This is a genomic window from Bacillus thuringiensis (assembly GCF_001182785.1).
Classification (GTDB): Bacteria; Bacillota; Bacilli; order Bacillales; family Bacillaceae_G; genus Bacillus_A; species Bacillus_A thuringiensis_S.
Genome location: NZ_CP012099.1, coordinates 3,668,886 through 3,693,752, shown reverse-complemented (window position 1 = coordinate 3,693,752; position 24,867 = coordinate 3,668,886). Strand labels below are relative to the sequence as shown.

Genomic DNA, 24,867 nt, shown 5'->3' with positions numbered 1-24,867 from the left:
TAGCGATAACTTCGCAAATATGACCCTCTTCTTAAGGGGGTCTTTTTACACTTTTAGGCATACGTCTGCTTGTTGGAGGGTATGAATGATGTTTAAAAACTTTCCTTTTTTTAAAGGTAAAAAGGACACATCGTTTGATCATCTCGTTGAAGAAGTGAAAAAAGGATATATCCCAGAACATATTGCCATCATTATGGATGGGAATGGAAGATGGGCAAAGAGGAGAGCAATGCCTCGTATTGCGGGACATCATGAAGGTATGCAAGTTGTAAAGAAAATTACAAAATTTGCAAGTAAACTTAATGTGAAAGTGTTAACTCTTTATGCTTTTTCAACTGAGAACTGGAAAAGACCGAAAAAGGAAGTTGATTATTTAATGAAGCTTCCAGAAGAATTTCTAGGTACATTTTTACCAGAATTGATTGAAGAAAATGTACAAGTCCGAGTAATAGGGCAAAAAGATCGTCTTCCTACGCATACACGCAGAGCGATGGAGAAAGCCATGGAAGATACGAAAGAGAATACGGGATTAATTCTTAATTTCGCGTTAAACTATGGAAGTCGAGATGAAATCGTTTCTGCTGTGCAACATATGATGAAAGATAATGAGGAAGGAAAAATTCGTTCTGAAGAGGTAAGTGAAGAAATGCTTTCCTCCTACTTAATGACGAGTTCTTTACCTGATCCAGAGTTGTTAATCCGAACAAGCGGAGAGCTACGTATTAGTAATTTCATGTTATGGCAAATTGCATATTCGGAGTTTTGGTTTACAGATGTGTATTGGCCAGACTTCAAAGAAGAACATTTGCTAAATGCGATTACTGACTTTCAACATAGAGGGCGCAGATTCGGAGGCGTGTAGAAAGAGAGGGTTTGGTAGTGAAACAGAGAATTATTACTGGAGTGGTTGCTGCCGCGCTATTCATTCCCATCGTAATATACGGTGGCGTGCCTTTTACGGTTTTAGTGTATGCACTTGCTTCTATAGGTTTATATGAATTAATTCGTATGAATAAGCTTACGCTTATTTCAGTACCGACAGTTTTAGCTGCAGTATTATTGTGGATTCTTTTAATTCCAAGTAGTGCATCAGAACTGTTTACATGGATTGGATTAGGTAAATTGGAAATCACATTTGTGATTGTTTTATTACTTTTATCATATACAGTCCTTTCTAAGAATACATTTACTTTTGATAATGCTTCATTTTTACTAATGGCAACGACATATGTGGCAATGGGATTCTTATATTTAAATGAAACGAGAATATTAGGAATTAAATATGTGTTTTGTGCATTATTTGTTATATGGGCTACTGATTCAGGCGCATATTTCGTAGGGAAAGCATTGGGCAAGAGAAAATTGTGGCCAGAAATTAGTCCAAATAAAACGATTGAAGGTTCATTAGGCGGCATCGTTTGTGGAATTATTGTGGCACTTGTTTACAACGTGTTCTTCCCAGTCGAATCGAATGTAGTAATTTTAATTGTGCTGACAATTATCATTTCTATTTTTGGACAAATTGGTGATTTAGTACAATCTGCTTTTAAACGTCATTATGGCGTAAAGGATTCAGGTACAATTTTACCTGGGCATGGTGGTATATTAGATCGAACAGATAGTTGGTTATTCGTTTTACCAATTCTCTACTTCTTATTACAATACAATTAATAAATGAACGAGGGGTTGGAGTCATGAAAAACATTAGTTTATTAGGTGCAAGCGGATCAATTGGTACACAAACTTTAGATGTATTACGCTCGCACCCAGACCAATTCCGTCTCGTTGCTTTTTCTGTAGGGAAAAATATTGACTACGCAGTAAAGGTAATTCAAGAATTTTCTCCGCAAATCGTCTCTGTGCAAAGAGAGGAAGATGTTTTAAAATTACAAGCTGTTTCTGGTAATACAAAAATTGTATATGGTAGTGAAGGACTTTTAGAAGTAGCATTACATCCAGATGCGGAGATTGTAGTAAATGCTGTTGTAGGTAGCGTAGGGTTGTTACCGACACTTCGTGCGATTGAGGCGAAAAAAACAATTGGAATTGCAAATAAAGAAACGTTAGTAACTGCAGGACATCTTGTAATGGAAGCAGCACGAAAACATAATGTTTCGTTACTTCCAGTAGATAGTGAACATTCGGCTATTTTTCAATGCTTGAATGGTGAAAATGAAAAAAGAATTTCTCGTCTTATTATAACGGCTTCTGGTGGAAGTTTCCGTGATAAAACGAGAGATGAATTGCATCATGTGACCGTAGAAGATGCGCTTCGACATCCAAACTGGTCAATGGGTTCGAAAATTACAATTGATTCTGCTACAATGATGAATAAGGGACTAGAAGTAATTGAAGCACATTGGCTTTTTGGTATCCCTTATGAGCAAATCGATGTTGTTTTACATAAAGAAAGTATTATCCATTCTATGGTTGAATTTGAAGATCGTAGTGTAATGGCGCAGCTTGGTTCACCTGATATGCGAGTACCAATTCAATACGCACTTACATATCCTGATAGATTGCCTCTTTCAGACACAAAACAGTTAAACTTATGGGAAATAGGGACGTTGCATTTTGAGAAAATGGACCAAGAACGATTCCGTTGTTTACGTTTTGCGTATGAAGCTGGAAAAGCAGGTGGAAGTATGCCAGCTGTAATGAACGCAGCAAATGAAGTAGCTGTTGAAGCTTTTTTACAAAAGAGAATTGGTTTCTTAACAGTGGAAGACCTCATTGAAAAAGCAATGAACCATCACAATGTCATTGCACGTCCGAGCTTAGAGGAAATTCTGGAAATTGATGCAGCCACAAGACGGTTTGTGATGGAACAAATTTAGCAAAGGTGGTTATGGAATTGAATACAGCGATTGCCTTTATATTAATTTTCGGTGCACTCGTATTTTTCCATGAGCTAGGGCATCTATATTTCGCGAAAAGAGCAGGCATTTTATGCCGCGAGTTTGCGATTGGTTTTGGTCCGAAAATATTCTCATTTGAAAAGAATGAAACGGTGTATACGATTCGATTACTGCCTCTTGGTGGCTATGTAAGAATGGCTGGCGAGGATGCAGATACAGTGGAGTTAAAGCCAGGGAAAAAGGTTGGCCTTGTGCTAAATGAAAAAGACGAAGCTGTGAAATTAGTTTTTGATGGATATGAAAAATATCCAAATGTTCGTGTTATTGAAGTCGAACAAGCTGATTTAGAGCATAATCTAACGATTTCAGGCTATGAAGAGTATGAGGAAGAGCTTCAAACATTCCGAGTGAATGAAAAGGCTCATATCATTACTGCTGGAGAAGAAATCCAAATTGCTCCGTATAACAGGCAATTTGGTTCTAAAAAATTGGGTCAACGCGCTTTAACAATCTTTGCGGGTCCTGCAATGAACTTCATTTTAGCATTTGTTATTTTTGTGATTCTTGGATTTGTACAAGGGGTTCCTATTGACAAACCAATGGTCGGAAAAGTGATGGATAATAGTGCAGCACAGCAAGCTGGCCTGAAAGAGAATGATACAATTCAAGCGATTGATGGGAAAAACACAAGTACATGGAAAGATGTTGTTAATATTGTACGTGAAAACCCGAATAAAGAGATTACGTTACAAGTAAAGCGTGATAATGAACAGTTTAATGTGAAAGTAACGCCAACACTTGATAAAGAAGGAAAAGACGAAGTTGGTAGAATTGGTGTTTATTCTCCTGTAGAGAAAACAGTAATGGGTTCTATTAAATCAGGATTTGAACAAACGTACCAATGGACGAAACTAATTTTTGAATCTCTTGTGAAATTAGTAACTGGTCAATTTTCTATTAATGAGTTGTCAGGTCCAGTAGGAATTTATAATCTAACAGATCAAGTTGTAGATTATGGATTTACGCGTGTACTAAGTTTAGCGGCAGTTCTAAGCATTAATCTTGGTTTATTTAATTTATTACCAGTTCCTGCTTTAGATGGTGGCCGTTTATTCTTCTTCTTAATTGAAGCGTTACGAGGGAAACCAATTGACCGTCAAAAAGAAGGAATGGTTCATTTTATTGGTTTTGCATTATTAATGTTATTAATGTTAGTTGTAACATGGAATGACATTCGTAAGTTTTTCTTGTAAAATAGAATGAAACTAATAATGAAATAGAGCTCGTAGAATAAAATCCCTCACCTAATTCGAGGTGAGGGGTTTTACTGCGTGTAAGAGTAAAATGAAGAGGTGCAAATAAATGAAACAAAGTATGGTATTCAGTCCTACATTACGTGAAGTTCCAGCTGATGCTGAAATTAAGAGTCATCAATTATTACTTCGCGCAGGTTTTATGCGTCAAAATGCTTCTGGTATTTATAGTTTTCTACCATTTGGATTAAAAGTATTACACAAAGTAGAACGTATCGTTCGAGAAGAAATGGAGCGTGCAGGAGCTGTAGAATTATTAATGCCAGCTATGCAAGCTGCAGAATTATGGCAAGAATCAGGTCGTTGGTATTCATACGGATCTGAATTAATGCGTATGAAAGATCGTAACGCTCGTGAATTCGCATTAGGAGCGACACATGAGGAAGTAATTACGGATCTTGTGCGTGATGAAGTGAAATCATATAAAAAATTACCGTTAACATTATATCAAATTCAAACAAAATTCCGTGATGAGCAAAGACCTCGTTTCGGTTTATTACGTGGAAGAGAGTTTCTAATGAAAGATGCATACTCTTTCCATGCTACACAAGAGAGCTTAGATGAAGTATACGATCGCTTATATAAAGCATACTCTAACATTTTTGCTCGTTGTGGCTTGAATTTCCGTGCAGTTATTGCTGATTCTGGGGCAATGGGCGGAAAAGATACACATGAATTTATGGTATTATCTGATGTTGGTGAAGATACAATTGCATACTCTGACACATCTGATTATGCAGCAAACATCGAAATGGCTCCTGTTGTAGATACGTATACGAAGAGTGACGAAGCAGAAAAAGCTCTTGAAAAAGTAGCAACACCAGACCAAAAAGCAATCGAAGAAGTATCTGCATTCTTAAACATTGCAGCTGACAAGTGCATTAAGTCTATGGTATTTAAAGTAGATGAGAAATTAGTAGTTGTACTTGTTCGTGGTGATCACGAAGTAAACGATGTGAAAGTGAAAAATGTATACGGCGCTTCAGTTGTTGAGCTTGCTTCTCATGAAGAAGTAAAAGAATTATTAAATTGTGAAATTGGTTCATTAGGACCGATTGGTGTAACAGGTGATATTGAAATTATTGCTGATCACGCTGTAGCATCAATTGTTAACGGATGTTCAGGAGCGAACGAAGAAGGATTCCATTATGTAAATGTAAATCCAGAACGTGACTTTAAAGTAAGTCAATATACAGATTTACGCTTCATTCAAGAAGGAGACCAATCTCCAGATGGGAACGGAACAATTCTTTTCGCACGCGGAATTGAAGTTGGTCATGTATTCAAATTAGGAACTCGTTATAGTGAAGCAATGAACGCAACATTCCTAGATGAAAACGGAAAAACACAACCACTTATTATGGGTTGTTACGGTATCGGTGTATCTCGTACAGTGGCAGCAATTGCAGAGCAGTTTAACGATGAGAACGGCTTAGTTTGGCCAAAAGCTGTAGCACCGTTCCATGTGCATGTAATTCCAGTAAATATGAAATCTGATGCACAACGTGAAATGGGTGAAAATATCTACAACTCATTACAAGAACAAGGCTATGAAGTGTTATTAGACGATCGTGCAGAACGTGCAGGTGTTAAGTTTGCAGATGCAGATTTATTCGGTCTTCCAGTTCGCGTTACAGTTGGTAAAAAAGCAGACGAAGGTATTGTAGAAGTGAAAATACGTGCTACAGGTGAGTCTGAAGAAGTAAAAGTAGAAGAACTTCAAACATATATTGCAAATATTTTAAAATAAGAAGAGGTACCTCGTAATGGGGTACCTTCTCTTTCTTTGTAAACGTATTTTGTAAAAGAAGAAGGAAGAAATCTTTCTTTGTAGTACGTTTCAATTTATAATAGCAAATGGAAGGAGAGTGCTTATGTCTTTAACAAATGAACAACAAGAGCGATTTCAAATTTTGCTCCAGCAGTTGCAAATACCAGACGACCTTATAAATCAATATTTACAAGGCGGTGGTATTGAAAGACTCGTTATTGATAAAGCGAATAAAAGTTGGCATTTTGATTTACAAGTGCCACGTATTTTGCCTACAGAATTATATGAATTGCTAGAAACAAAGCTTAAGCAATCATTTTCTCATATTGCAAGAACAACATTTGCATTAGAAACAGAGAATAAACAATTTACAGAAGAAGAAGTAAGGGCGTATTGGCCACTTTGTACGGAACGAATTACATTTTCACCCATGTTCGCGTACTTAAAGAAGCAACTTCCGCAGGTGAATGGAGTGAAGTTGCTAATAAATGTGAATAATGAGCTGGAGTCTACTGCTTTAAAGAAAAACGTTGCGAAACCAGTGGGGGATCAATACGAAGTTTTTGGATTCCCGCGTTTCCAGTTAGACACACATATACAGCAAAATGCAGAAGAAATGCAAAAGTTTCGTGAGCAAACTCAGCAAGAAGACCGCGAGCGTGTTATACAAGCTATGGAAGAAATGGCGAAGAAGCAAGCTGAAGAAAGTAGCGTTGTGTATGAAGGACCGATTACACTCGGGTATCTTATTAAGCCGGATGAAGAGATTACACCGATGCGAGAAATTCAAGATGAAGAACGAAGAAAAACGGTTCAAGGATATGTCTTCCATGTAGAGACAAAAGAGCTTCGTAGTGGCCGTACGTTATTAACTTTAAAAATAACAGATTATACGGATTCTATTATGATTAAAATGTTCTCACGTGACAAAGAAGATATTCCAATGCTGCAATCCTTGAAAAAAGGAATGTGGGTGAAAGCACGTGGTTCTGTTCAAAACGATACATTCGTTCGAGATTTAGTAATGATTGCAAATGATATTAATGAAATAACAGGGCCGTCTCGTAAAGATAAAGCGCCAGAAGGTGAAAAGCGTGTAGAACTTCATCTGCACACTCCGATGAGCCAAATGGATGCTGTTACTCCTGTTTCTAGGCTTGTTGCCCAAGCAGGTAAATGGGGACATGAAGCTATTGCGGTTACAGACCATGCTGTGGCTCAGTCGTTTCCAGAGGCATATTCTGCGGGAAAAAAAGCTGGAGTTAAAGTTATATACGGTGTAGAAGCGAATTTAGTTAATGATGGTGTACCGATAGCATATAACGAAGCGCATCGTTTACTTGCGGAGGAAACGTATGTTGTTTTCGACGTTGAGACGACAGGTTTATCAGCTGTATACGATACAGTCATTGAGTTGGCTGCCGTAAAAGTAAAGGGTGGCGAAATCATTGATCGCTTTGAATCTTTCGCAAATCCACATCAACCATTATCAGCGACGATTATTGAATTAACAGGTATTACAGATGATATGTTAACTGATGCGCCAGAAGTGGACGAAGTGTTTAAAAAGTTTGAAGAATGGATGGGTGACCATACACTTGTTGCCCATAACGCAAGCTTTGATATGGGCTTTATTAATGTAGGTTTTAAAAAGGCTGGGATAGAAAAAACGAATAACCCAGTTATTGATACGTTAGAACTTGCACGATTCTTATTCCCGGAAATGAAAAATCATCGATTAAATACGATGTGTAAAAAACTTGATATTGAATTAACGCAACATCACCGTGCGATTTATGATACAGAAGCGACGGGATATTTGCTTGTGAAAATGTTGAAAGATGTAATTGAAAAGGGATTTGAATATCACGATCAATTAAATGATAGCATGGGACAAGGGGATGCGTATAAGCGTGGCCGTCCAAGTCATATAACGTTACTTGCCACATCAGATGTTGGGTTGAAAAATTTATATAAACTTGTTTCATATTCTCACCTTAATTACTTTTACCGTGTACCACGAGTACCGAGGTCACTATTAAAAAAATACCGTGAAGGAATTTTAGTAGGAACGGCTTGTGATAAAGGTGAAGTATTTGAGGCGATGATGCAAAAAGCTCCTGAAGAGGTAGAAGAAATTGCACAGTTCTATGATTACATTGAAGTAATGCCTCCAGAGGTGTTGCGTCATTTAGTAGAGCGTGAACTCGTTCGAGATGAAGGACAATTAAAAACAATTATCTCTAACTTAGTAAAACTAGGTGAGACGTTAGATAAACCAGTTGTCGCTACAGGGAACGTGCATTACTTAGATCCAGAAGATGCAATGTATCGTAAAATTTTAGTTAGTTCACAGGGCGGGGCAAATCCGTTAAATCGACATTCATTACCGCCAGTACATTTCCGTACAACTGATGAAATGCTAGAGTGTTTTTCATTTTTAGGTGAGGACAAAGCGAAAGAAGTTGTTGTAACGAATACACAAAAGATTGCGTCATTAATTGGTGATGTTCGTCCGGTAAAAGATGATCTATATACACCTAAAATTGAGGGTGCCGATGATGAAACACGTGATATGAGTTATAAAATGGCACGCAGTATATATGGTGAAGAACTACCAGAAATTGTAGAGGCTCGCTTAGAAAAAGAATTGAAAAGTATTATTGGACATGGATTTGCCGTTATTTATTTAATCTCACATAAGCTTGTGAAAAAATCGTTAGTCGACGGATATCTAGTAGGTTCGCGTGGTTCAGTAGGTTCATCGTTCGTTGCAACGATGATGGAAATTACAGAAGTAAACCCATTACCACCACACTATGTCTGTCCAAAATGCAAGCAATCTGAATTCTTTAATGATGGTTCGGTAGGCTCTGGTTTCGACTTACCAGATAAAGATTGTCCGACATGTAATGTGGCATATGTAAAAGATGGACATGATATCCCATTCGAAACGTTCCTTGGATTCAAAGGAGATAAGGTACCCGATATCGATTTGAACTTCTCCGGGGAATACCAACCACGTGCCCATAACTATACGAAAGTACTGTTCGGTGAAGATTATGTATACCGTGCTGGAACGATTGGTACAGTTGCGGAAAAAACAGCTTATGGATATGTAAAAGGTTATGCAAATGATCACAATTTAACAATTCGAAATGCAGAGATTGATCGCTTAGTAGCGGGATGTACAGGGGTAAAACGTACAACTGGACAGCATCCAGGTGGTATTATCGTTGTGCCAGATTACATGGATATCTTTGATTTCTCACCAATACAGTTTCCTGCTGATTCAATTGGTGCTGAGTGGAGAACAACGCATTTTGACTTCCACTCGATTCATGATAATTTATTGAAACTTGATATACTAGGACACGATGATCCGACCGTTATTCGTATGTTACAAGATTTAAGTGGTATTGATCCGAAAACAATCCCAACGGATGATCCAGAGGTAATGAAAATTTTCTCTGGTCCAGAAACGTTAGGGGTGACGGAAGAACAAATTAACTGTAAAACAGGTACACTTGGTATCCCAGAATTCGGTACGAAATTCGTAAGACAGATGTTAGAAGAGACAAAACCAACGACATTCTCAGAATTGGTCCAAATTTCTGGGCTGTCACATGGTACTGACGTATGGCTGGGTAATGCAAATGAGTTAATTTATAACGGTACATGTACGCTGAGTGAAGTTATCGGTTGTCGTGATGACATCATGGTATATTTAATCTATCAAGGTTTAGATCCATCATTAGCCTTCAAAATCATGGAGTCGGTTCGTAAAGGTAAAGGTGTACCGGAAGAATGGGAAGATGACATGAAAGGTAATAATGTACCAGGTTGGTATATTGATTCATGTAAGAAGATTAAATACATGTTCCCTAAAGCCCATGCGGCTGCTTACGTACTTATGGCTGTGCGTATCGCATACTTTAAAGTACATTTTGCACTTTTATTCTATGCGGCATATTTTACAGTTCGTGCAGATGATTTTGACGTAGAGGCGATGGCGAAAGGTTCAGCATCCATACGTGTGAAAATTGATGAAATTGCTCAAAAAGGATTGGATGCAGCGCCGAAAGAGAAGAGTTTATTAACAGTACTAGAAATGACACTGGAAATGTGTGAGCGTGGATATTCATTCCAAAAGGTCGATTTATACCGCTCGCATGCAACTGAGTTTATTATTGATGGGGATACTTTAATTCCTCCATTTAATGCAGTGCCTGGTCTTGGTACGAACGCAGCCTTAAGTATTGTGGAAGCGCGTAAAAATGGAGACTTCTTATCAAAAGAAGACTTACAGCAGCGGAGTAAGGTTTCGAAAACAATTATTGAGTATTTAGATAGCCAAGGTTGTTTAGGAGATTTGCCGGATCAAAACCAATTATCACTGTTCTAATAGGTAGGAAAAGTCTTTGCAAATCAATATTTGCTATGGTATACTATAAACCGAGATAACCATGTCATGTATATTTTGTGAAAAAGAGAGTGGGGAAACCCACTCTTTCGTGTTACTATCTACATTTTATTCATGTAGATAGTAAAGACATTTCTGTCGTATATACATATTTTGTTACAAGTTTTACTTCTTAAATTTGGTAATACTAAGACAGATATTCCCTGCTTAACGGCAGGGGCTTTTGTTAGCTAACGAGAAAGAATAAGATAGACCGTCTTATGAACGGGATCTTTTCTTGTAAATGGTACATGGCGGCAGGAAGGAGGCTGTTTATGGATAAGAAAGTCACAGAAGTTGTAGAAGCATTTGCGCAGCCAATCGTTGAAGAGTTAAATCTTGAACTTGTAGATGTAGAGTATGTGAAAGAAGGACAAGACTGGTTCTTACGCGTATTCATCGATTCTGAAAAGGGAGTCGACATTGAAGAATGCGGTGCGGTAAGTGAACGTTTAAGCGAAGCTTTAGATAAAGAGGATCCAATTCCTCACCTTTACTTTTTGGATGTATCATCTCCTGGAGCAGAACGCCCATTAAAGAAAGAGAAAGACTTCCAGCAAGCGGTAGGAAAACAAGTGGCAATTAAAACATATGAGCCGATTGATGGCGAAAAGATGTTTGAAGGAAAGTTACTTTCCTACGACGGTACTACAATTACACTACTATTAACAATTAAAACACGTAAAAAAGAAATCCAAATTCCAATGGATAAAGTTGCAAATGCGCGACTTGCTGTTACGTTTTAGTAAGAAGGGGGATCTTCATGAGCACTGAGTTGTTAGATGCTTTGCTCGTATTAGAGTCAGAAAAAGGTATTAGTAAAGATATTATTATTGATGCGATTGAAGCAGCGTTAATCTCTGCTTATAAACGCAATTTTAACCAAGCACAAAACGTTCGTGTGAGCTTTAACCCAGAAGTGGGAACAATTCAAGTTTTAGCACGTAAGGACGTTGTTGATAATGTGTTTGATCCACGTCTTGAAATCTCTGTAGAAGAGGCAAGACAAATTAATCCAAACTACCAAGATGGCGACGTACTAGAAATTGAAGTAACGCCAAAAGATTTTGGTCGTATTGCAGCGCAAACTGCAAAACAAGTTGTAACACAACGAGTTCGTGAAGCAGAACGTGGTGTTATTTACTCAGAATTTAGTGATCGTGAAGAAGACATTATGGTTGGTATTGTACAACGCCAAGATGCTCGTTTCATCTACGTAAGCTTAGGTAAAGTAGAAGCTTTATTACCTGTAAGTGAGCAAATGCCAAATGAGCAATATAAGCCACATGATCGTATTCGCGTATTTATTACAAAAGTAGAAAAGACAACAAAAGGACCACAAATTTACGTATCACGTACACATCCTGGTCTTTTAAAACGTTTATTCGAAATGGAAGTTCCAGAAATTTATGATGGAACTGTAGAAATTCGCTCTGTAGCGCGCGAAGCAGGAGATCGTTCTAAAATCTCTGTGCATGCAGAAAACATTGATGTTGATCCAGTTGGTTCTTGCGTAGGACCGAAAGGACAACGTGTACAACGTGTTGTAGATGAACTAAAAGGTGAAAAGATTGACATCGTTCGCTGGTCAAATGATCCAGTTGAATATGTTGCAAATGCTTTAAGCCCATCACAAGTTGTTAAAGTACTTGTAGATGAAGATGAAAAAGCAACAACTGTTGTGGTTCCAGACCACCAGCTATCATTAGCTATCGGTAAGCGTGGACAAAATGCGCGTCTTGCAGCTAAATTAACAGGCTGGAAAATCGATATTAAAAGCGAGTCTGATGCGAAACAACTTGGAATTGTAACAGAAGAAGATAGCGTAATCGCATTCGGATTCGATTCAGTTGAAGACGAAATCGAATAGAGGTGATGAGTATGAGCAATCGAAAAGTTCCGTTACGAAAATGTATCGCGACGCAAGAGATGAAATCAAAACGAGAGCTCGTTCGCATTGTTCGTTCCAAAGAGGGCGAAGTGTCTATTGATTTATCTGGAAAAAAATCAGGACGAGGTGCATATTTGTCAAAAGATAAAGAATGCATTATGCAAGCCCAAAAGAAAAACATTTTGGAACATCATCTAAAAGCGAAAATCGACAGTTCTCTGTACGAAGAGCTTCTTGAGCTTGTTGAGAAGGAGTCGAAATAAGTGTCCGATTGGAAATCGTTTTTAGGACTAGCAAATCGCGCTCGAAAAATCATTTCGGGTGAAGAACTCGTTTTAAAGGAAGTACGAAGTGGTAAAGCAAAGCTCGTATTGCTTTCTGAAGATGCGTCAGCGAACACTACTAAACGTATCACTGATAAAACGACGTACTACAACGTACCAATGAAAAAAGTCGAAAATCGACAACAATTAGGGCATGCGATTGGGAGAGACGAGCGAGTCGTTGTAGCTGTGTTAGATGAAGGCTTTGCGAAAAAGCTACGTAGCATGCTCGATACAAATTACCGGGGGTGAAGGTATGAGTAAAATTCGAGTACATGAATATGCAAAAAAAAATAATATCTCAAGTAAAGATCTTATGACAAAACTTAAAGAGATGAATATCGAGGTTTCGAATCATATGACAATGTTAGAAGATGAAGTAGTAAACAAATTAGATAATGAATATAACACTGGAGCGGAAAAACCTTCTGTTGCAGATGAGTTTGAAGTAGAAGAGAAAGTTGTTCGCAGTAAAAAGAACAGCAACAAGAAAAAGAAAAAAGGCAAAGGAAATGAAGACAAACGTCAAGATAACTTTGCTGGAAGACAACAAACGCAAATAGTAGAAACACCAGATAAAATTACTTTCTCTGGAAGCCTTACAGTAGGTGAACTTGCTAAAAAGTTAAGCAAAGAGCCATCTGAAATTATTAAAAAGCTCTTCATGCTAGGAATTATGGCGACAATTAACCAAGATTTAGATAAAGATACAATTGAGTTAATTGCTACTGATTACGGTATTGAAGTAGAAGAAGAAATAGTTGTAAGTGAAACTGAGTTTGAAACATTCATTGATGAGCAAGATGATGAAGAAAACTTAAAAGAGCGTCCAGCTGTTGTTACGATTATGGGACACGTTGACCATGGTAAAACAACATTACTTGACTCTATTCGTAATTCAAAAGTAACTGCTGGCGAAGCGGGTGGAATTACTCAACATATCGGTGCATACCAAGTTGAAGTAAATGATAAGAAAATTACATTCTTAGATACGCCTGGTCACGCGGCATTTACAACGATGCGTGCTCGTGGTGCGCAAGTAACTGATATTACAATCCTTGTTGTTGCAGCTGATGATGGTGTTATGCCACAAACAGTTGAAGCGATTAGCCATGCAAAAGCAGCTGGAGTACCAATTATTGTTGCTGTGAATAAAATGGATAAACCAGCGGCGAATCCTGATCGTGTAATGCAAGAATTAACAGAATATGAATTAGTTCCAGAAGCTTGGGGCGGAGATACAATTTTCGTACCAATTTCTGCAATCCAAGGCGAGGGAATTGACAACTTGCTAGAGATGATTCTTCTTGTAAGTGAAGTAGAAGAATATAAAGCAAACCCAAATCGTTATGCAACGGGTACTGTAATTGAAGCACAGCTTGATAAAGGTAAAGGAACTATCGCGACATTATTAGTTCAAAACGGTACACTTCGAGTTGGAGATCCAATCGTTGTTGGAACTTCATTCGGGCGTGTTCGTGCAATGGTAAGTGATATTGGTCGTCGTGTAAAAGTTGCTGGTCCATCAACTCCTGTTGAAATTACAGGTTTAAATGAAGTACCACAGGCTGGAGATCGTTTCATGGCATTCGCTGATGAGAAGAAAGCTCGTCAAATCGGTGAATCACGTGCACAAGAAGCGTTAGTTGCACAACGTGGTGAGAAATCTAAATTAAGCCTTGAAGATTTATTCCAACAAATCCAAGAGAGCGATGTAAAAGAAATCAACTTAATCGTAAAAGCAGACGTACAAGGTTCTGTTGAAGCGATGGCAGCGTCACTTCGTAAAATTGATGTTGAAGGCGTAAAAGTTAAAATCATTCACACTGGTGTAGGTGCGATTACAGAATCTGATATTATTTTAGCTTCTGCATCTAATGCAATTGTAATTGGATTTAACGTACGTCCGGATGTGAACGCGAAGCGTACAGCTGAATTAGAGAACGTTGATGTTCGCTTACACCGCATTATCTACAAAGTAATCGAAGAAATTGAATTAGCAATGCAAGGTATGCTGGATCCAGAATTCGAAGAAAAAGTAATCGGTCAAGCGGAAGTTCGTCAAACATTCAAGGTAACAAAAGTTGGAACAATCGCAGGTTGTTACGTAATTGACGGTAAAATTACACGCGATAGTGGCGTTCGTATTATCCGCGATGGTATCGTAATTTTCGAAGGACAACTTGATACGTTAAAACGTTTCAAAGACGACGTAAAAGAAGTTGCACAAAACTATGAGTGTGGTATTACAATTGAGAGATATAATGACCTTAAAGAAGGGGACATCATTGAAGCATACGTTATGGAAGAAGTGAAGCGATGATTGTCGCTTCACTCTCATTCGAGTGTATGATTTACGATGTGCATTCTTTAAAAGAGAAACGGGCAATTTTGCAACGAGTGCTAACTCGTGTGAAACAGCGCTATAATGTAGCTGTTTCTGAAGTTGGGCATCAAGATGTATGGCAACGTACAGAAATTGCGATTGTCTCCGTATCCTCAAATCGTGTTATCTGTGAAAAAGAAATGAATCGTGTACTGGAGTACATCGATTCATTTCCTGAAATTGAACGTACGATAACACAATTGGAATGGTATTGAATGAGGTGAAGAGTTATGAAATTACGTGCAAACCGTGTAGGCGAGCAAATGAAAAAAGAATTAGGCGACATCATTAGTCGTAAAATTAAAGACCCACGTATCGGATTTGTTACAGTAACAGATGTACAAGTGAGTGGTGATTTGCAAATTGCCAAAGTATATATTTCTGTTTTAGGTGACGAAGAACAGAAAGAAAATACGTTAAAAGGTTTAGCGAAGGCAAAAGGCTTTATTCGTTCAGAAATTGGCCAACGTATTCGTCTTCGTAAAACACCGGAAATTACCTTTGAGTTTGATGAGTCTATCGGATATGGTCATCGAATTGATACACTTTTACATGAAATTAATAAAGACGGTAAACGTGAAGAATAATGGATAGACATTTGTCTATCCATTTTTTCAATGCAAAATAAGTTTTGGATATTTACTACGAAAGAATTATGATGAGGTGAACATATATGGAAGGTGTAGTATTATTACATAAGCCAAAAGGCATGACATCACATGATTGTGTATTTAAATTAAGAAAGGTATTGCGAGAAAAGAGAATTGGTCATACGGGAACATTAGACCCAGATGTAACGGGAGTATTACCACTTTGTGTGGGGAGAGCAACGAAGATTGCACAATTTTTAACAAGTGAAACGAAAACATATGAAGGTGAAGTAACATTAGGGTTTTCAACAACAACAGAAGATGCTTCTGGTGAAGTTGTGGAGAAACAAGATGTAAACCGTGTTATTACACGTAAAGAAGTAGAAGAGGTACTAGCTGAATTAACAGGCACGATTGAACAAATGCCACCAATGTTCTCAGCTGTAAAAGTAAACGGGAAAAAATTATATGAATATGCAAGAGCAGGACAAGAGGTGGAACGTCCAGTTCGTACAATTACGATTCATGAATTCGTATTACTTGATGACCGTGAAGTTTTTGAAGGAGAAAATATTTCATTCCGTTTCCGTGTAACGTGTAGTAAAGGAACATATGTAAGAACGTTAGCGGTAATGATCGGGGAGAAACTTGGTTTCCCATCACATATGTCTCACCTTGTAAGAACGGCATCTGGTGAATTTTTATTAGAAGATTGCATATCATTTGAAGAAATTGAAGAAAACGTGCAAAATGGAACAGTAGAGTCTATCTTCATTTCAATTGATGAAGCATTAAGTAAGTTTCCAAAAATGGTTGTAGATGAAAAGCAAGCAGAGAAAATCAAGAATGGTATGTTCTTAAAGAATGAATTAGAAATAACAGCACCATTTATTACAGTGTTTGATGAAAATGATCGTTGCTTAGCAATTTATGAACATCATCCGAAACATCCTGGCATGTTAAAGCCGATGAAAGTACTTGTGAATAATCAAGAACTAAAGCTATAATGAATTATTGGAAGGATTATTACAGAAAAAGGTGAATTCAAGCGTGAAACTTATTCATTTAACTCATCCACATGAACAAAAAAAATTAGAATTACCACCTACTGTAATGGCATTAGGATTTTTTGATGGCATTCATTTAGGACATCAATGTGTAATTCGAACTGCGAAAAAAATAGCGGACGACCGAGGATATAAAAGTGCAGTTATGACATTTCATCCTCACCCATCTGTTGTTTTAGGGAAAAAGGATGCGCATGTGGAGTATATTACACCAATGCGTGATAAAGAAAAAATAGTCGAAAGCTTAGGAATCGATATATTATATGTGATTAAATTTGATGAATCATTTGCAGGGTTATTACCGCAACAATTTGTAGATGATTATATTATTGGTTTAAATGTAAAGCATGTAGTAGCAGGGTTTGATTATTCATATGGACGTTTAGGAAAAGGAAAGATGGAGACTTTACCATTTCATGCAAGAGGGGAGTTTACACAGACTGTGATTGAAAAAGTTGAATTTCAAGAAGAGAAAGTAAGTTCTACAGCATTACGAAAGTTAATTCGAAATGGCGAAATGGAACAAATTCCATCTATTTTAGGTAGAGCCTATACTGTAGCGGGAACAGTTATACACGGCGACAAACGTGGGCGTCAAATTGGTTTTCCAACAGCTAATGTAGGTTTAAGTGATGAGTATTTATTGCCACCTGTAGGTGTTTATGCAGTGAGATTAAAAGTTCACGATGAATGGTACGATGGTGTATGTAATATTGGATATAAACCGACTTTTAAAGAAGATGAGCGTCAATTATCAATTGAAGTGCACTTATTTGAATTTAACAAAGATATATACGATCAAAATGTTACAGTAGAGTGGCATATGCGTATAAGAGAAGAGAAGAAATTCAATGGCATTGATGAGTTAGTTGAACAAATCGCAAAAGATAAGAAAACAGCACAAGAATATTTTGCGAGCGAAAAGAATATACTTGCTTTTTCAAATGAAAAGTAGTATTCTATGTTATGTACTTTATGACAACCATTGCTTGGCATTGCGACTCACCGACGCTTGCTAGGTAATTGGGGGTTTAATTAATAGGAGGTGAAATAGGATGGCTTTAACACAAGAGCGTAAAAATGAAATCATTGCACAATTTAGAACTCATGAGACTGATACTGGTTCTCCAGAGGTTCAAATTGCTGTCCTAACGGAGCAAATTAACACTCTAAACGAGCACTTACGTACTCACAAGAAAGATCATCATTCACGTCGTGGTCTATTAAAGATGGTTGGTAAACGTCGTAACTTACTAACTTACCTTCGTAATAGCGATATCACACGTTACCGTGAATTAATCACAAAGCTTGGCTTACGTCGATAGTCAAAGAAGCGGGAATATTCCCGCTTTTTTGTTAGGTAAAAATATATCTTCTACGCTTTATAGCTTACTTAATTTTAGGCAATACTAGAGGTAGAATATTGTGATATACTATCCATTTACATAGAAGAATTGAATACTTTAAATTGAGAGGGGTACTTAAATGAGTCAAGAAAAGCAAGTCTTCTCGATAGATTTAGCTGGTCGCCAGCTAACAGTTGAAACTGGTCAGCTTGCAAAACAAGCGAACGGAGCAGTATTAGTAAGATATGGCGATACAGCGGTTCTATCTACAGCAACTGCATCAAAAGAAGCTAAAAATGTAGATTTTTTCCCACTTACAGTAAACTATGAAGAGCGTTTATATGCAGTCGGAAAAATTCCTGGCGGTTTTATTAAGCGTGAAGGTCGTCCAAGTGAAAAAGCAATTTTGGCAAGTCGTTTAATCGACCGTCCAATTCGTCCGCTATTCGCAGATGGTTTCCGTAACGAAGTACAAGTTGTCAGCATTGTAATGAGTGTTGATCAAGATTGTTCTTCTGAAATGGCAGCTATGCTTGGTTCTTCATTAGCGTTATCGATTTCAGATATTCCATTTGAAGGTCCAATCGCTGGTGCGACAGTTGGTCGTATTAATGGCGAATTCGTTATTAATCCAACAGTAGAACAGCAAGAACAAAGTGATATCCACTTAGTTGTAGCTGGTACGAAAGATGCGATTAACATGGTTGAAGCAGGAGCAGATCAAGTGCCTGAAGAAACAATGTTAGAAGCAATTATGTTTGGTCATGACGAAATTAAACGTTTAATTGCATTCCAAGAAGAGATTGTACAAGCTGTAGGTAAAGAGAAATCAGAAGTGAAACTTTATGAAGTTGACGCTGATCTTAATCAAGCTGTACGTGAAATGGCTGAGAAGGATATGCATTCTGCAATTCAAGTACATGAGAAACATGCACGTGAAGATGCAATTAACGAAGTGAAAAAGCGTGTAATTGAGCATTACGAAGCTGAGGAAGCTGACGCTGATACATTAGGACAAGTAAATGAGATTTTATATAAAATTGTAAAAGAAGAAGTACGTCGTCTTATTACAGTTGAAAAAATTCGCCCAGATGGCCGTAAAGGTGATGAAATCCGTCCTTTAGCATCAGAGGTTGGTATTTTATCTCGTACACACGGTTCTGGTTTATTCACACGTGGACAAACACAAGCATTAAGTATTTGTACATTAGGTGCATTAGGCGATGTGCAAATTTTAGATGGTCTTGGTGTAGAAGAATCAAAACGCTTTATGCACCATTACAATTTCCCATCATTTAGTGTTGGTGAAACAAGACCGATGCGTGGACCAGGTCGTCGTGAAATTGGTCACGGTGCACTAGGAGAGCGCGCACTTGAGCCTGTAATTCCATCTGAAAAAGATTTCCCATACACAGTACGCCTTGTATCTGAAGTATTAGAATCAAATGGTTCTACTTCACAAGCAAGTATTTGTGGTAGTACTTTAGCAATGATGGATGCGGGTGTTCCACTTAAAGCTCCAGTTGCAGGTATTGCAATGGGTCTAGTTAAATCTGGTGAGCATTACACAATTTTATCTGATATTCAAGGTATGGAAGATCATTTAGGTGATATGGACTTTAAAGTAGCAGGTACAGCACAAGGTGTAACTGCACTGCAAATGGACATTAAAATCGATGGTTTATCACGTGAGATTTTAGAAGAGGCATTACAACAAGCGAAAATTGGTCGTGTGCACATTCTAAATCATATGTTATCTGTTATTGCAGAGCCACGTACTGAATTATCAGCTTACGCTCCAAAGATTATTACAATGACAATTAACCCAGATAAAATCCGTGACGTTATTGGACCAAGCGGTAAACAAATCAATAAAATTATTGAAGAAACTGGCGTTAAAATTGACATCGAGCAAGATGGTACAGTATTCATTTCATCAATAAATCAAGAAATGAACGACAAAGCTAAGAAGATTATCGAAGATATCGTTCGCGAAGTACAAGTAGGTGAGATCTACGAAGGAAAAGTGAAGCGTGTTGAGAAATTTGGTGCTTTCGTTGAATTATTCAGCGGTAAAGATGGATTAGTTCATATTTCTGAACTTGCACTTGAGCGTGTAGGTAAAGTAGAAGACGTTGTGAAAATCGGTGATGTAATTACAGTTAAAGTTATCGAGATTGACAAGCAAGGTCGCGTAAATCTATCTAGAAAAGTATTGCTAAAAGAAGAGCAAGAAAAAGAAGCTGCTAAAGAAGAAAACAAACAAGAGCAGCAATAAGTAAAAGCCAGTTAAACTGGCTTTTTTTGTTATGTAAAAAACATGATGTTCATATATTTTTATGTCGGTATAGGTATAGTTTTCATTATAACGCTCAAATTAACAAAGATAAGAAGAAAATGTTTTTATATAGCTAATTTGGGAGGGTTTATATGAAAGTTCGTATATTGGCATACATATGTATATTTTCTTTATATGTCAGTTTAGGCTCTTATTCTGTTTTTGCACAAGATAACTTGCATAAAGAAATTCAAAAGCATGCAAAACAGTATGAGATTGCACCTCAAAATGCGATGATTGATAAAATATGGAAGGCAACACCTGGATATAATGGAAGACAAGTGGATATTGAAGCATCGTATAATAATATGAAGAAGCTAAAGGAATTTGATCAAAAATATCTTGAATTCAAAGAAGTCTCACCGAGTGTTCATTTGGAAGATTTATCACCAGCTCCAATTTATAGAGGGCATCCCAATAAAAAGATGGTAGGATTAACAATAAATGTGGCATGGGGAAATGAGTATTTGCCTCGCATATTAGAAATCTTGAAAAAGCATGATGTGAAGGCCACTTTCTTTTTAGAAGGACGTTGGGTGAAAGAAAATTTGCGGTTTGCAAAAATGATTGTCGATGCAAAACAAGAAGTTGGAAATCACTCATACACACACCCTAATATGAAAACGTTATCGTCAGATGAAATACGAGATCAGTTACAAAAAACAAATCGAATGATAGAAGTAGCAACGAATCAAAAAGTAAGATGGTTTGCCCCGCCGAGTGGAAGCTTTCGAGATGAAGTCGTAAAGATTGCAGATGATTTTCAAATGGGAACGATTATGTGGACTGTAGATACGATTGATTGGAAGCGACCTGAGCCGGATGTACTATTGCAGAGAGTAATGAGAAAAATACATCCAGGTGCTATCATATTAATGCATCCTACTTCGTCTACAGCAGAGGCTTTAGAAACAATGATTACAAAATTGAAGGAACAAGGATATAAAGTGGGGAATATAACTGAATTACTGGATGAAAAACGTGTGGATTAAATACATTTGCATGACATTCATCCTTAAACTTGTTATCATTAAATAATAGCGTTTTATTTAGAGAAACTGGCAGTAGGAGGAAAGTTTTTGATTAAAAAATATACTTGTAAAAATGGTGTAAGAATAGTTATGGAGAATATACCAACTGTAAGATCGGTTGCAATTGGTATTTGGATCCATGCGGGATCAAGAAATGAAAATGAAAAAAATAATGGGATTTCTCACTTTTTAGAGCATATGTTCTTTAAAGGGACAGAAACACGTAGTGCACGAGAGATTGCAGAATCATTTGATAGCATTGGTGGTCAAGTGAATGCATTTACTTCAAAAGAATATACTTGTTACTATGCAAAAGTATTAGATGAGCATGCTAAATATGCTTTAGATGTTTTAGCAGATATGTTCTTTAATTCAACATTTGATGAGGAAGAACTGAAAAAAGAGAAGAATGTCGTATGTGAAGAAATTAAAATGTACGAAGATGCGCCAGATGATATTGTGCATGATATGTTAACGAAAGCAACATATGAAACGCATCCACTTGGATATCCTATTTTAGGAACAGAAGAAACGCTTAATACGTTTACAGGTGATACGTTACGTCAATATATAAAAGATCATTACACACCTGAAAATGTAGTTGTATCAGTTGCAGGAAATATTGATGAAGCATTTTTACAAACAGTGGAGCAATATTTCGGTAGTTATGAAGGAACAACAAACCGTGAACAAGTACATAGCCCAATTTTCCATTTCAATAAGGTAGCCCGTAAAAAGGAAACGGAACAAGCTCATTTATGTCTAGGATATAAAGGCTTACAAATGGGACACGAAGATATTTATAACTTAATTGTATTAAATAATGTTTTAGGCGGTAGCATGAGTAGCCGTTTATTCCAAGAAGTACGTGAGCAACGTGGATTAGCTTACTCGGTATTTTCTTACCACTCTTCTTATGAAGATACAGGCATGTTAACACTTTACGGTGGAACAGGTAGCCAACAATTAGATACACTGTATGAAACAATGCAAGAAACATTAGAGACATTGAAAAATACAGGTATTACAGAAAAAGAGCTTATGAATAGTAAAGAGCAATTAAAAGGAAACTTAATGTTAAGTTTAGAAAGTACAAATAGCCGTATGAGCCGTAACGGTAAAAATGAATTGCTTCTTCGTAAACATCGTTCACTTGATGAGATTATTGAAAGTGTAAACACTGTAACAAAAGAAAATGTGGACGGATTAATTCGCAACATGTTTACTGATGAATTCTCTGCGGCACTTATTAGTCCAGATGGAAAACTTCCAAAAGGAATAAAACTATAATCGATTTTTATGATGTATCTGATAATAACCTTCTCTCTTTTTAAATGAGAGAAGGTTATTTTTTTTATACATATAGAATAGGTACTAATTATAGACAATACAAATGAAAAATTAAGTAGGGGGAGTGGAGTATGTATGCGATTAAGTGAATTAAGTGGTAAAGAGGTTGTAGATATAGAAAAAGCGGAAAAAATGGGAGTCTTAGGTTATATGGATTTAGAGATTAATGAGAAAGACGGACAAATACAAACACTTATAATACCTGTAGGGAAGTGGGGAGGTTTTAAAAAGGAACCACAAGAAATAAGGGTGGCATGGAGTCAAATAAAGAAAGTCGGACATGATATGCTTCTTTGTGATAGTATAGATCGTTCAAATTCGGAGTGAAGGATGGCCATTTTGGTCATCTTTTTTTGTATCTACATAGAAACCTGATAAATCATATGTGCATTTGGATTTTCAATCACCATAAACTCGTACATTACATATGATGTGGAGGAAAAAGAAAAAGTAGGCACTTTTCTTATAAATGACAGAAAAAGAAGGTGAATTAGGGAATGTTGACTGAGATGCATATTGCTGTCATAGGAGGAGATGCAAGGCAGCTAGAAGTAATTCGTAAGCTAGTTGAATTGGATGCGAAACTTTCTTTGATAGGGTTTGATCAGTTAGATCATGGTTTCACAGGGGCAGCAAAAGAAAGTATACAAAATTTAGATTTCACTTCTGTAGACGCAATTATTTTGCCGGTTGCAGGTACAAATGCTAAAGGAGAAGTAGATACTATTTTTTCAAATGAAAAAGTTTCAATAACGAAAGAACAAATTGAAAATACACCAGAACACTTTACTATATATTCGGGTATTGGTACACCTTACTTGGAAAATCTCGTATCTACTACGAACCGAAAACTTGTTAAATTATTTGATCGTGATGATGTGGCAATATACAATTCTATTCCAACTGTAGAAGGTACATTAATGATGGTAATTCAACATACCGACTATACAATTCATGGGTCCAATGTAATGGTTCTAGGATTTGGTAGAACAGGAATGAGTGTTGCGAGAGCATTTCAATCATTAGGAGCCCATGTCAAAGTTGGAGCAAGACGATCTGAACATATTGCACGTATTACAGAAATGATGTTTTCTCCTTTTCATATGCAAGACATAGAGAAAGAAGTAGGAAATATCGATATTGTAATCAATACAATTCCGCACCTCGTTGTAACAGCGAATGTTATTGCAAAAATGCCAGCTCATACGTTAGTGATTGATTTAGCTTCTAAACCAGGCGGTACTGACTTTAGATATGCGGAAAAAAGAGGAGTCAAAGCGTTGCTAGCACCTGGATTACCAGGTATTGTTGCTCCCAAAACGGCTGGGCAAATTTTAGCAAATGTTCTTTCTCAGTTATTAGCAGCAGATGCAATTGCAAAGGAGGAGGAAAAGAAATGAGTTTGAAGGGGAAACGAATTGGTTTCGGATTTACGGGTTCACATTGTACGTATGAGGAAGTTATGCCGCACTTAGAAAAATTAATTGCTGAAGGGGCAGAAGTACGTCCCGTTGTTTCATACACTGTTCAATCAACAAATACTAGATTTGGAGAAGGAGCAGAGTGGATTAAGAAAATTGAAGAAATAACAGGTTTTAAAGCAATTAATTCAATTGTTGGAGCAGAGCCACTTGGACCTAAAATTCCATTAGACTGCATGGTAATCGCTCCTTTAACAGGAAATTCTATGAGTAAATTTGCAAATGCAATGACAGATTCTCCAGTACTAATGGCAGCAAAAGCGACGCTAAGAAATGGCAAGCCTGTCGTATTGGCAGTTTCGACGAATGATGCTTTAGGATTAAATGGGGTAAATCTCATGCGCCTAATGGCCACAAAAAACATCTACTTCGTCCCATTTGGTCAAGATGCGCCAGAGAAAAAACCGAACTCAATGGTAGCTCGTATGGAGTTACTGGAAGATACAGTATTAGAAGCGCTGCAAGGAAAGCAATTGCAACCGGTGGTCGTAGAAAAATTCAGATATATGAATTAAAAAACGAAAAAAAACGGACAATTTTTGATGAAACCATCATTCTTACTGTAGAATATGATAAAATTAACGTTATTAAGATTAGAAGGGGTATTGTATACTCCTTCTGATTCTAAGTTATAGAAGGATTGGTATCTAGAAAGGGGCA

22 protein-coding genes are annotated in these 24,867 nt (G+C 37.2%); all 22 read left to right on the top strand.

Features of this window, described 5'->3' with window-relative positions; genetic code table 11:
- Positions 1-85 precede the first annotated feature (85 nt).
- A complete protein-coding gene (uppS, locus tag AC241_RS18855) occupies positions 86-862 on the top strand; it encodes an undecaprenyl pyrophosphate synthase (RefSeq protein WP_000971296.1) in 777 nt (258 codons plus the stop codon).
- A gap of 17 nt (positions 863-879) precedes the next feature.
- The gene (gene cdsA / locus AC241_RS18850; RefSeq protein WP_000813592.1) at positions 880-1,671 is read left to right on the top strand and encodes a phosphatidate cytidylyltransferase; all 792 of its coding nucleotides are present in this window, start codon (positions 880-882) and stop codon (positions 1,669-1,671) included.
- Between the two features lie 23 nt (positions 1,672-1,694).
- The gene (dxr, locus tag AC241_RS18845; protein ID WP_000790358.1) at positions 1,695-2,837 is read left to right on the top strand and encodes a 1-deoxy-D-xylulose-5-phosphate reductoisomerase; all 1,143 of its coding nucleotides are present in this window, start codon (positions 1,695-1,697) and stop codon (positions 2,835-2,837) included.
- Between the two features lie 17 nt (positions 2,838-2,854).
- On the top strand, positions 2,855-4,111 hold the full coding sequence (rseP, locus tag AC241_RS18840; RefSeq protein ID WP_050844450.1) for an RIP metalloprotease RseP: 1,257 nt from the start codon (positions 2,855-2,857) through the stop codon (positions 4,109-4,111).
- 109 nt (positions 4,112-4,220) lie between these two features.
- Positions 4,221-5,921, top strand: a complete 1,701-nt coding sequence (locus AC241_RS18835; protein WP_050844449.1) for a proline--tRNA ligase — start codon at positions 4,221-4,223, stop codon at positions 5,919-5,921.
- Between the two features lie 124 nt (positions 5,922-6,045).
- Positions 6,046-10,347 (top strand): PolC-type DNA polymerase III, encoded by a 4,302-nt coding sequence (locus tag AC241_RS18830; RefSeq protein WP_050844448.1) that lies wholly within the window; start codon positions 6,046-6,048, stop codon positions 10,345-10,347.
- 332 nt (positions 10,348-10,679) lie between these two features.
- Positions 10,680-11,150: a ribosome maturation factor RimP gene (rimP, locus tag AC241_RS18825; protein WP_000359095.1), complete on the top strand. Its 471-nt coding sequence runs from the start codon at positions 10,680-10,682 to the stop codon at positions 11,148-11,150.
- Positions 11,151-11,167: 17 nt separating this feature from the next.
- Positions 11,168-12,274 carry a transcription termination factor NusA gene (gene nusA / locus AC241_RS18820; protein ID WP_000102598.1) on the top strand — a complete coding sequence of 369 codons (1,107 nt, stop codon included), beginning with the start codon at positions 11,168-11,170 and terminating at the stop codon, positions 12,272-12,274.
- Between the two features lie 11 nt (positions 12,275-12,285).
- Positions 12,286-12,558: an RNase P modulator RnpM gene (gene rnpM, locus AC241_RS18815; RefSeq protein WP_000071125.1), complete on the top strand. Its 273-nt coding sequence runs from the start codon at positions 12,286-12,288 to the stop codon at positions 12,556-12,558.
- The gene (locus AC241_RS18810) at positions 12,559-12,870 is read left to right on the top strand and encodes a YlxQ family RNA-binding protein (protein ID WP_001286522.1); all 312 of its coding nucleotides are present in this window, start codon (positions 12,559-12,561) and stop codon (positions 12,868-12,870) included.
- Between the two features lie 4 nt (positions 12,871-12,874).
- The gene (infB, locus tag AC241_RS18805) at positions 12,875-14,941 is read left to right on the top strand and encodes a translation initiation factor IF-2 (RefSeq protein WP_016080536.1); all 2,067 of its coding nucleotides are present in this window, start codon (positions 12,875-12,877) and stop codon (positions 14,939-14,941) included.
- Entirely contained in the window at positions 14,938-15,219 is a 282-nt protein-coding gene (locus tag AC241_RS18800; protein ID WP_000634349.1) for a DUF503 domain-containing protein, read from the top strand. Before infB ends, AC241_RS18800 begins: the two co-directional genes overlap by 4 nt.
- Before the next feature lie 15 nt (positions 15,220-15,234).
- On the top strand, positions 15,235-15,591 hold the full coding sequence (gene rbfA / locus AC241_RS18795) for a 30S ribosome-binding factor RbfA (protein WP_000776437.1): 357 nt from the start codon (positions 15,235-15,237) through the stop codon (positions 15,589-15,591).
- Between the two features lie 86 nt (positions 15,592-15,677).
- Positions 15,678-16,601: a tRNA pseudouridine(55) synthase TruB gene (gene truB, locus AC241_RS18790; RefSeq protein ID WP_048564393.1), complete on the top strand. Its 924-nt coding sequence runs from the start codon at positions 15,678-15,680 to the stop codon at positions 16,599-16,601.
- Positions 16,602-16,644: 43 nt separating this feature from the next.
- On the top strand, positions 16,645-17,616 hold the full coding sequence (ribF, locus tag AC241_RS18785) for a bifunctional riboflavin kinase/FAD synthetase (RefSeq protein WP_016080539.1): 972 nt from the start codon (positions 16,645-16,647) through the stop codon (positions 17,614-17,616).
- Positions 17,617-17,716: 100 nt separating this feature from the next.
- Positions 17,717-17,986, top strand: a complete 270-nt coding sequence (gene rpsO, locus AC241_RS18780) for a 30S ribosomal protein S15 (RefSeq protein ID WP_001229392.1) — start codon at positions 17,717-17,719, stop codon at positions 17,984-17,986.
- Positions 17,987-18,146: 160 nt separating this feature from the next.
- A complete protein-coding gene (gene pnp / locus AC241_RS18775) occupies positions 18,147-20,285 on the top strand; it encodes a polyribonucleotide nucleotidyltransferase (protein ID WP_000076745.1) in 2,139 nt (712 codons plus the stop codon).
- Between the two features lie 152 nt (positions 20,286-20,437).
- Entirely contained in the window at positions 20,438-21,337 is a 900-nt protein-coding gene (locus AC241_RS18770) for a polysaccharide deacetylase family protein (RefSeq protein WP_016080541.1), read from the top strand.
- Positions 21,338-21,424: 87 nt separating this feature from the next.
- On the top strand, positions 21,425-22,666 hold the full coding sequence (locus tag AC241_RS18765) for a M16 family metallopeptidase (protein WP_000593001.1): 1,242 nt from the start codon (positions 21,425-21,427) through the stop codon (positions 22,664-22,666).
- A 135-nt stretch (positions 22,667-22,801) separates the two neighbouring features.
- Positions 22,802-23,053, top strand: a complete 252-nt coding sequence (locus tag AC241_RS18760; RefSeq protein WP_016080542.1) for a YlmC/YmxH family sporulation protein — start codon at positions 22,802-22,804, stop codon at positions 23,051-23,053.
- 170 nt (positions 23,054-23,223) lie between these two features.
- Positions 23,224-24,126 carry a dipicolinic acid synthetase subunit A gene (dpaA, locus tag AC241_RS18755; protein WP_000954735.1) on the top strand — a complete coding sequence of 301 codons (903 nt, stop codon included), beginning with the start codon at positions 23,224-23,226 and terminating at the stop codon, positions 24,124-24,126.
- A complete protein-coding gene (dpaB, locus tag AC241_RS18750) occupies positions 24,123-24,722 on the top strand; it encodes a dipicolinate synthase subunit B (protein ID WP_000053596.1) in 600 nt (199 codons plus the stop codon). Before dpaA ends, dpaB begins: the two co-directional genes overlap by 4 nt.
- Positions 24,723-24,867: the final 145 nt, after the last annotated feature.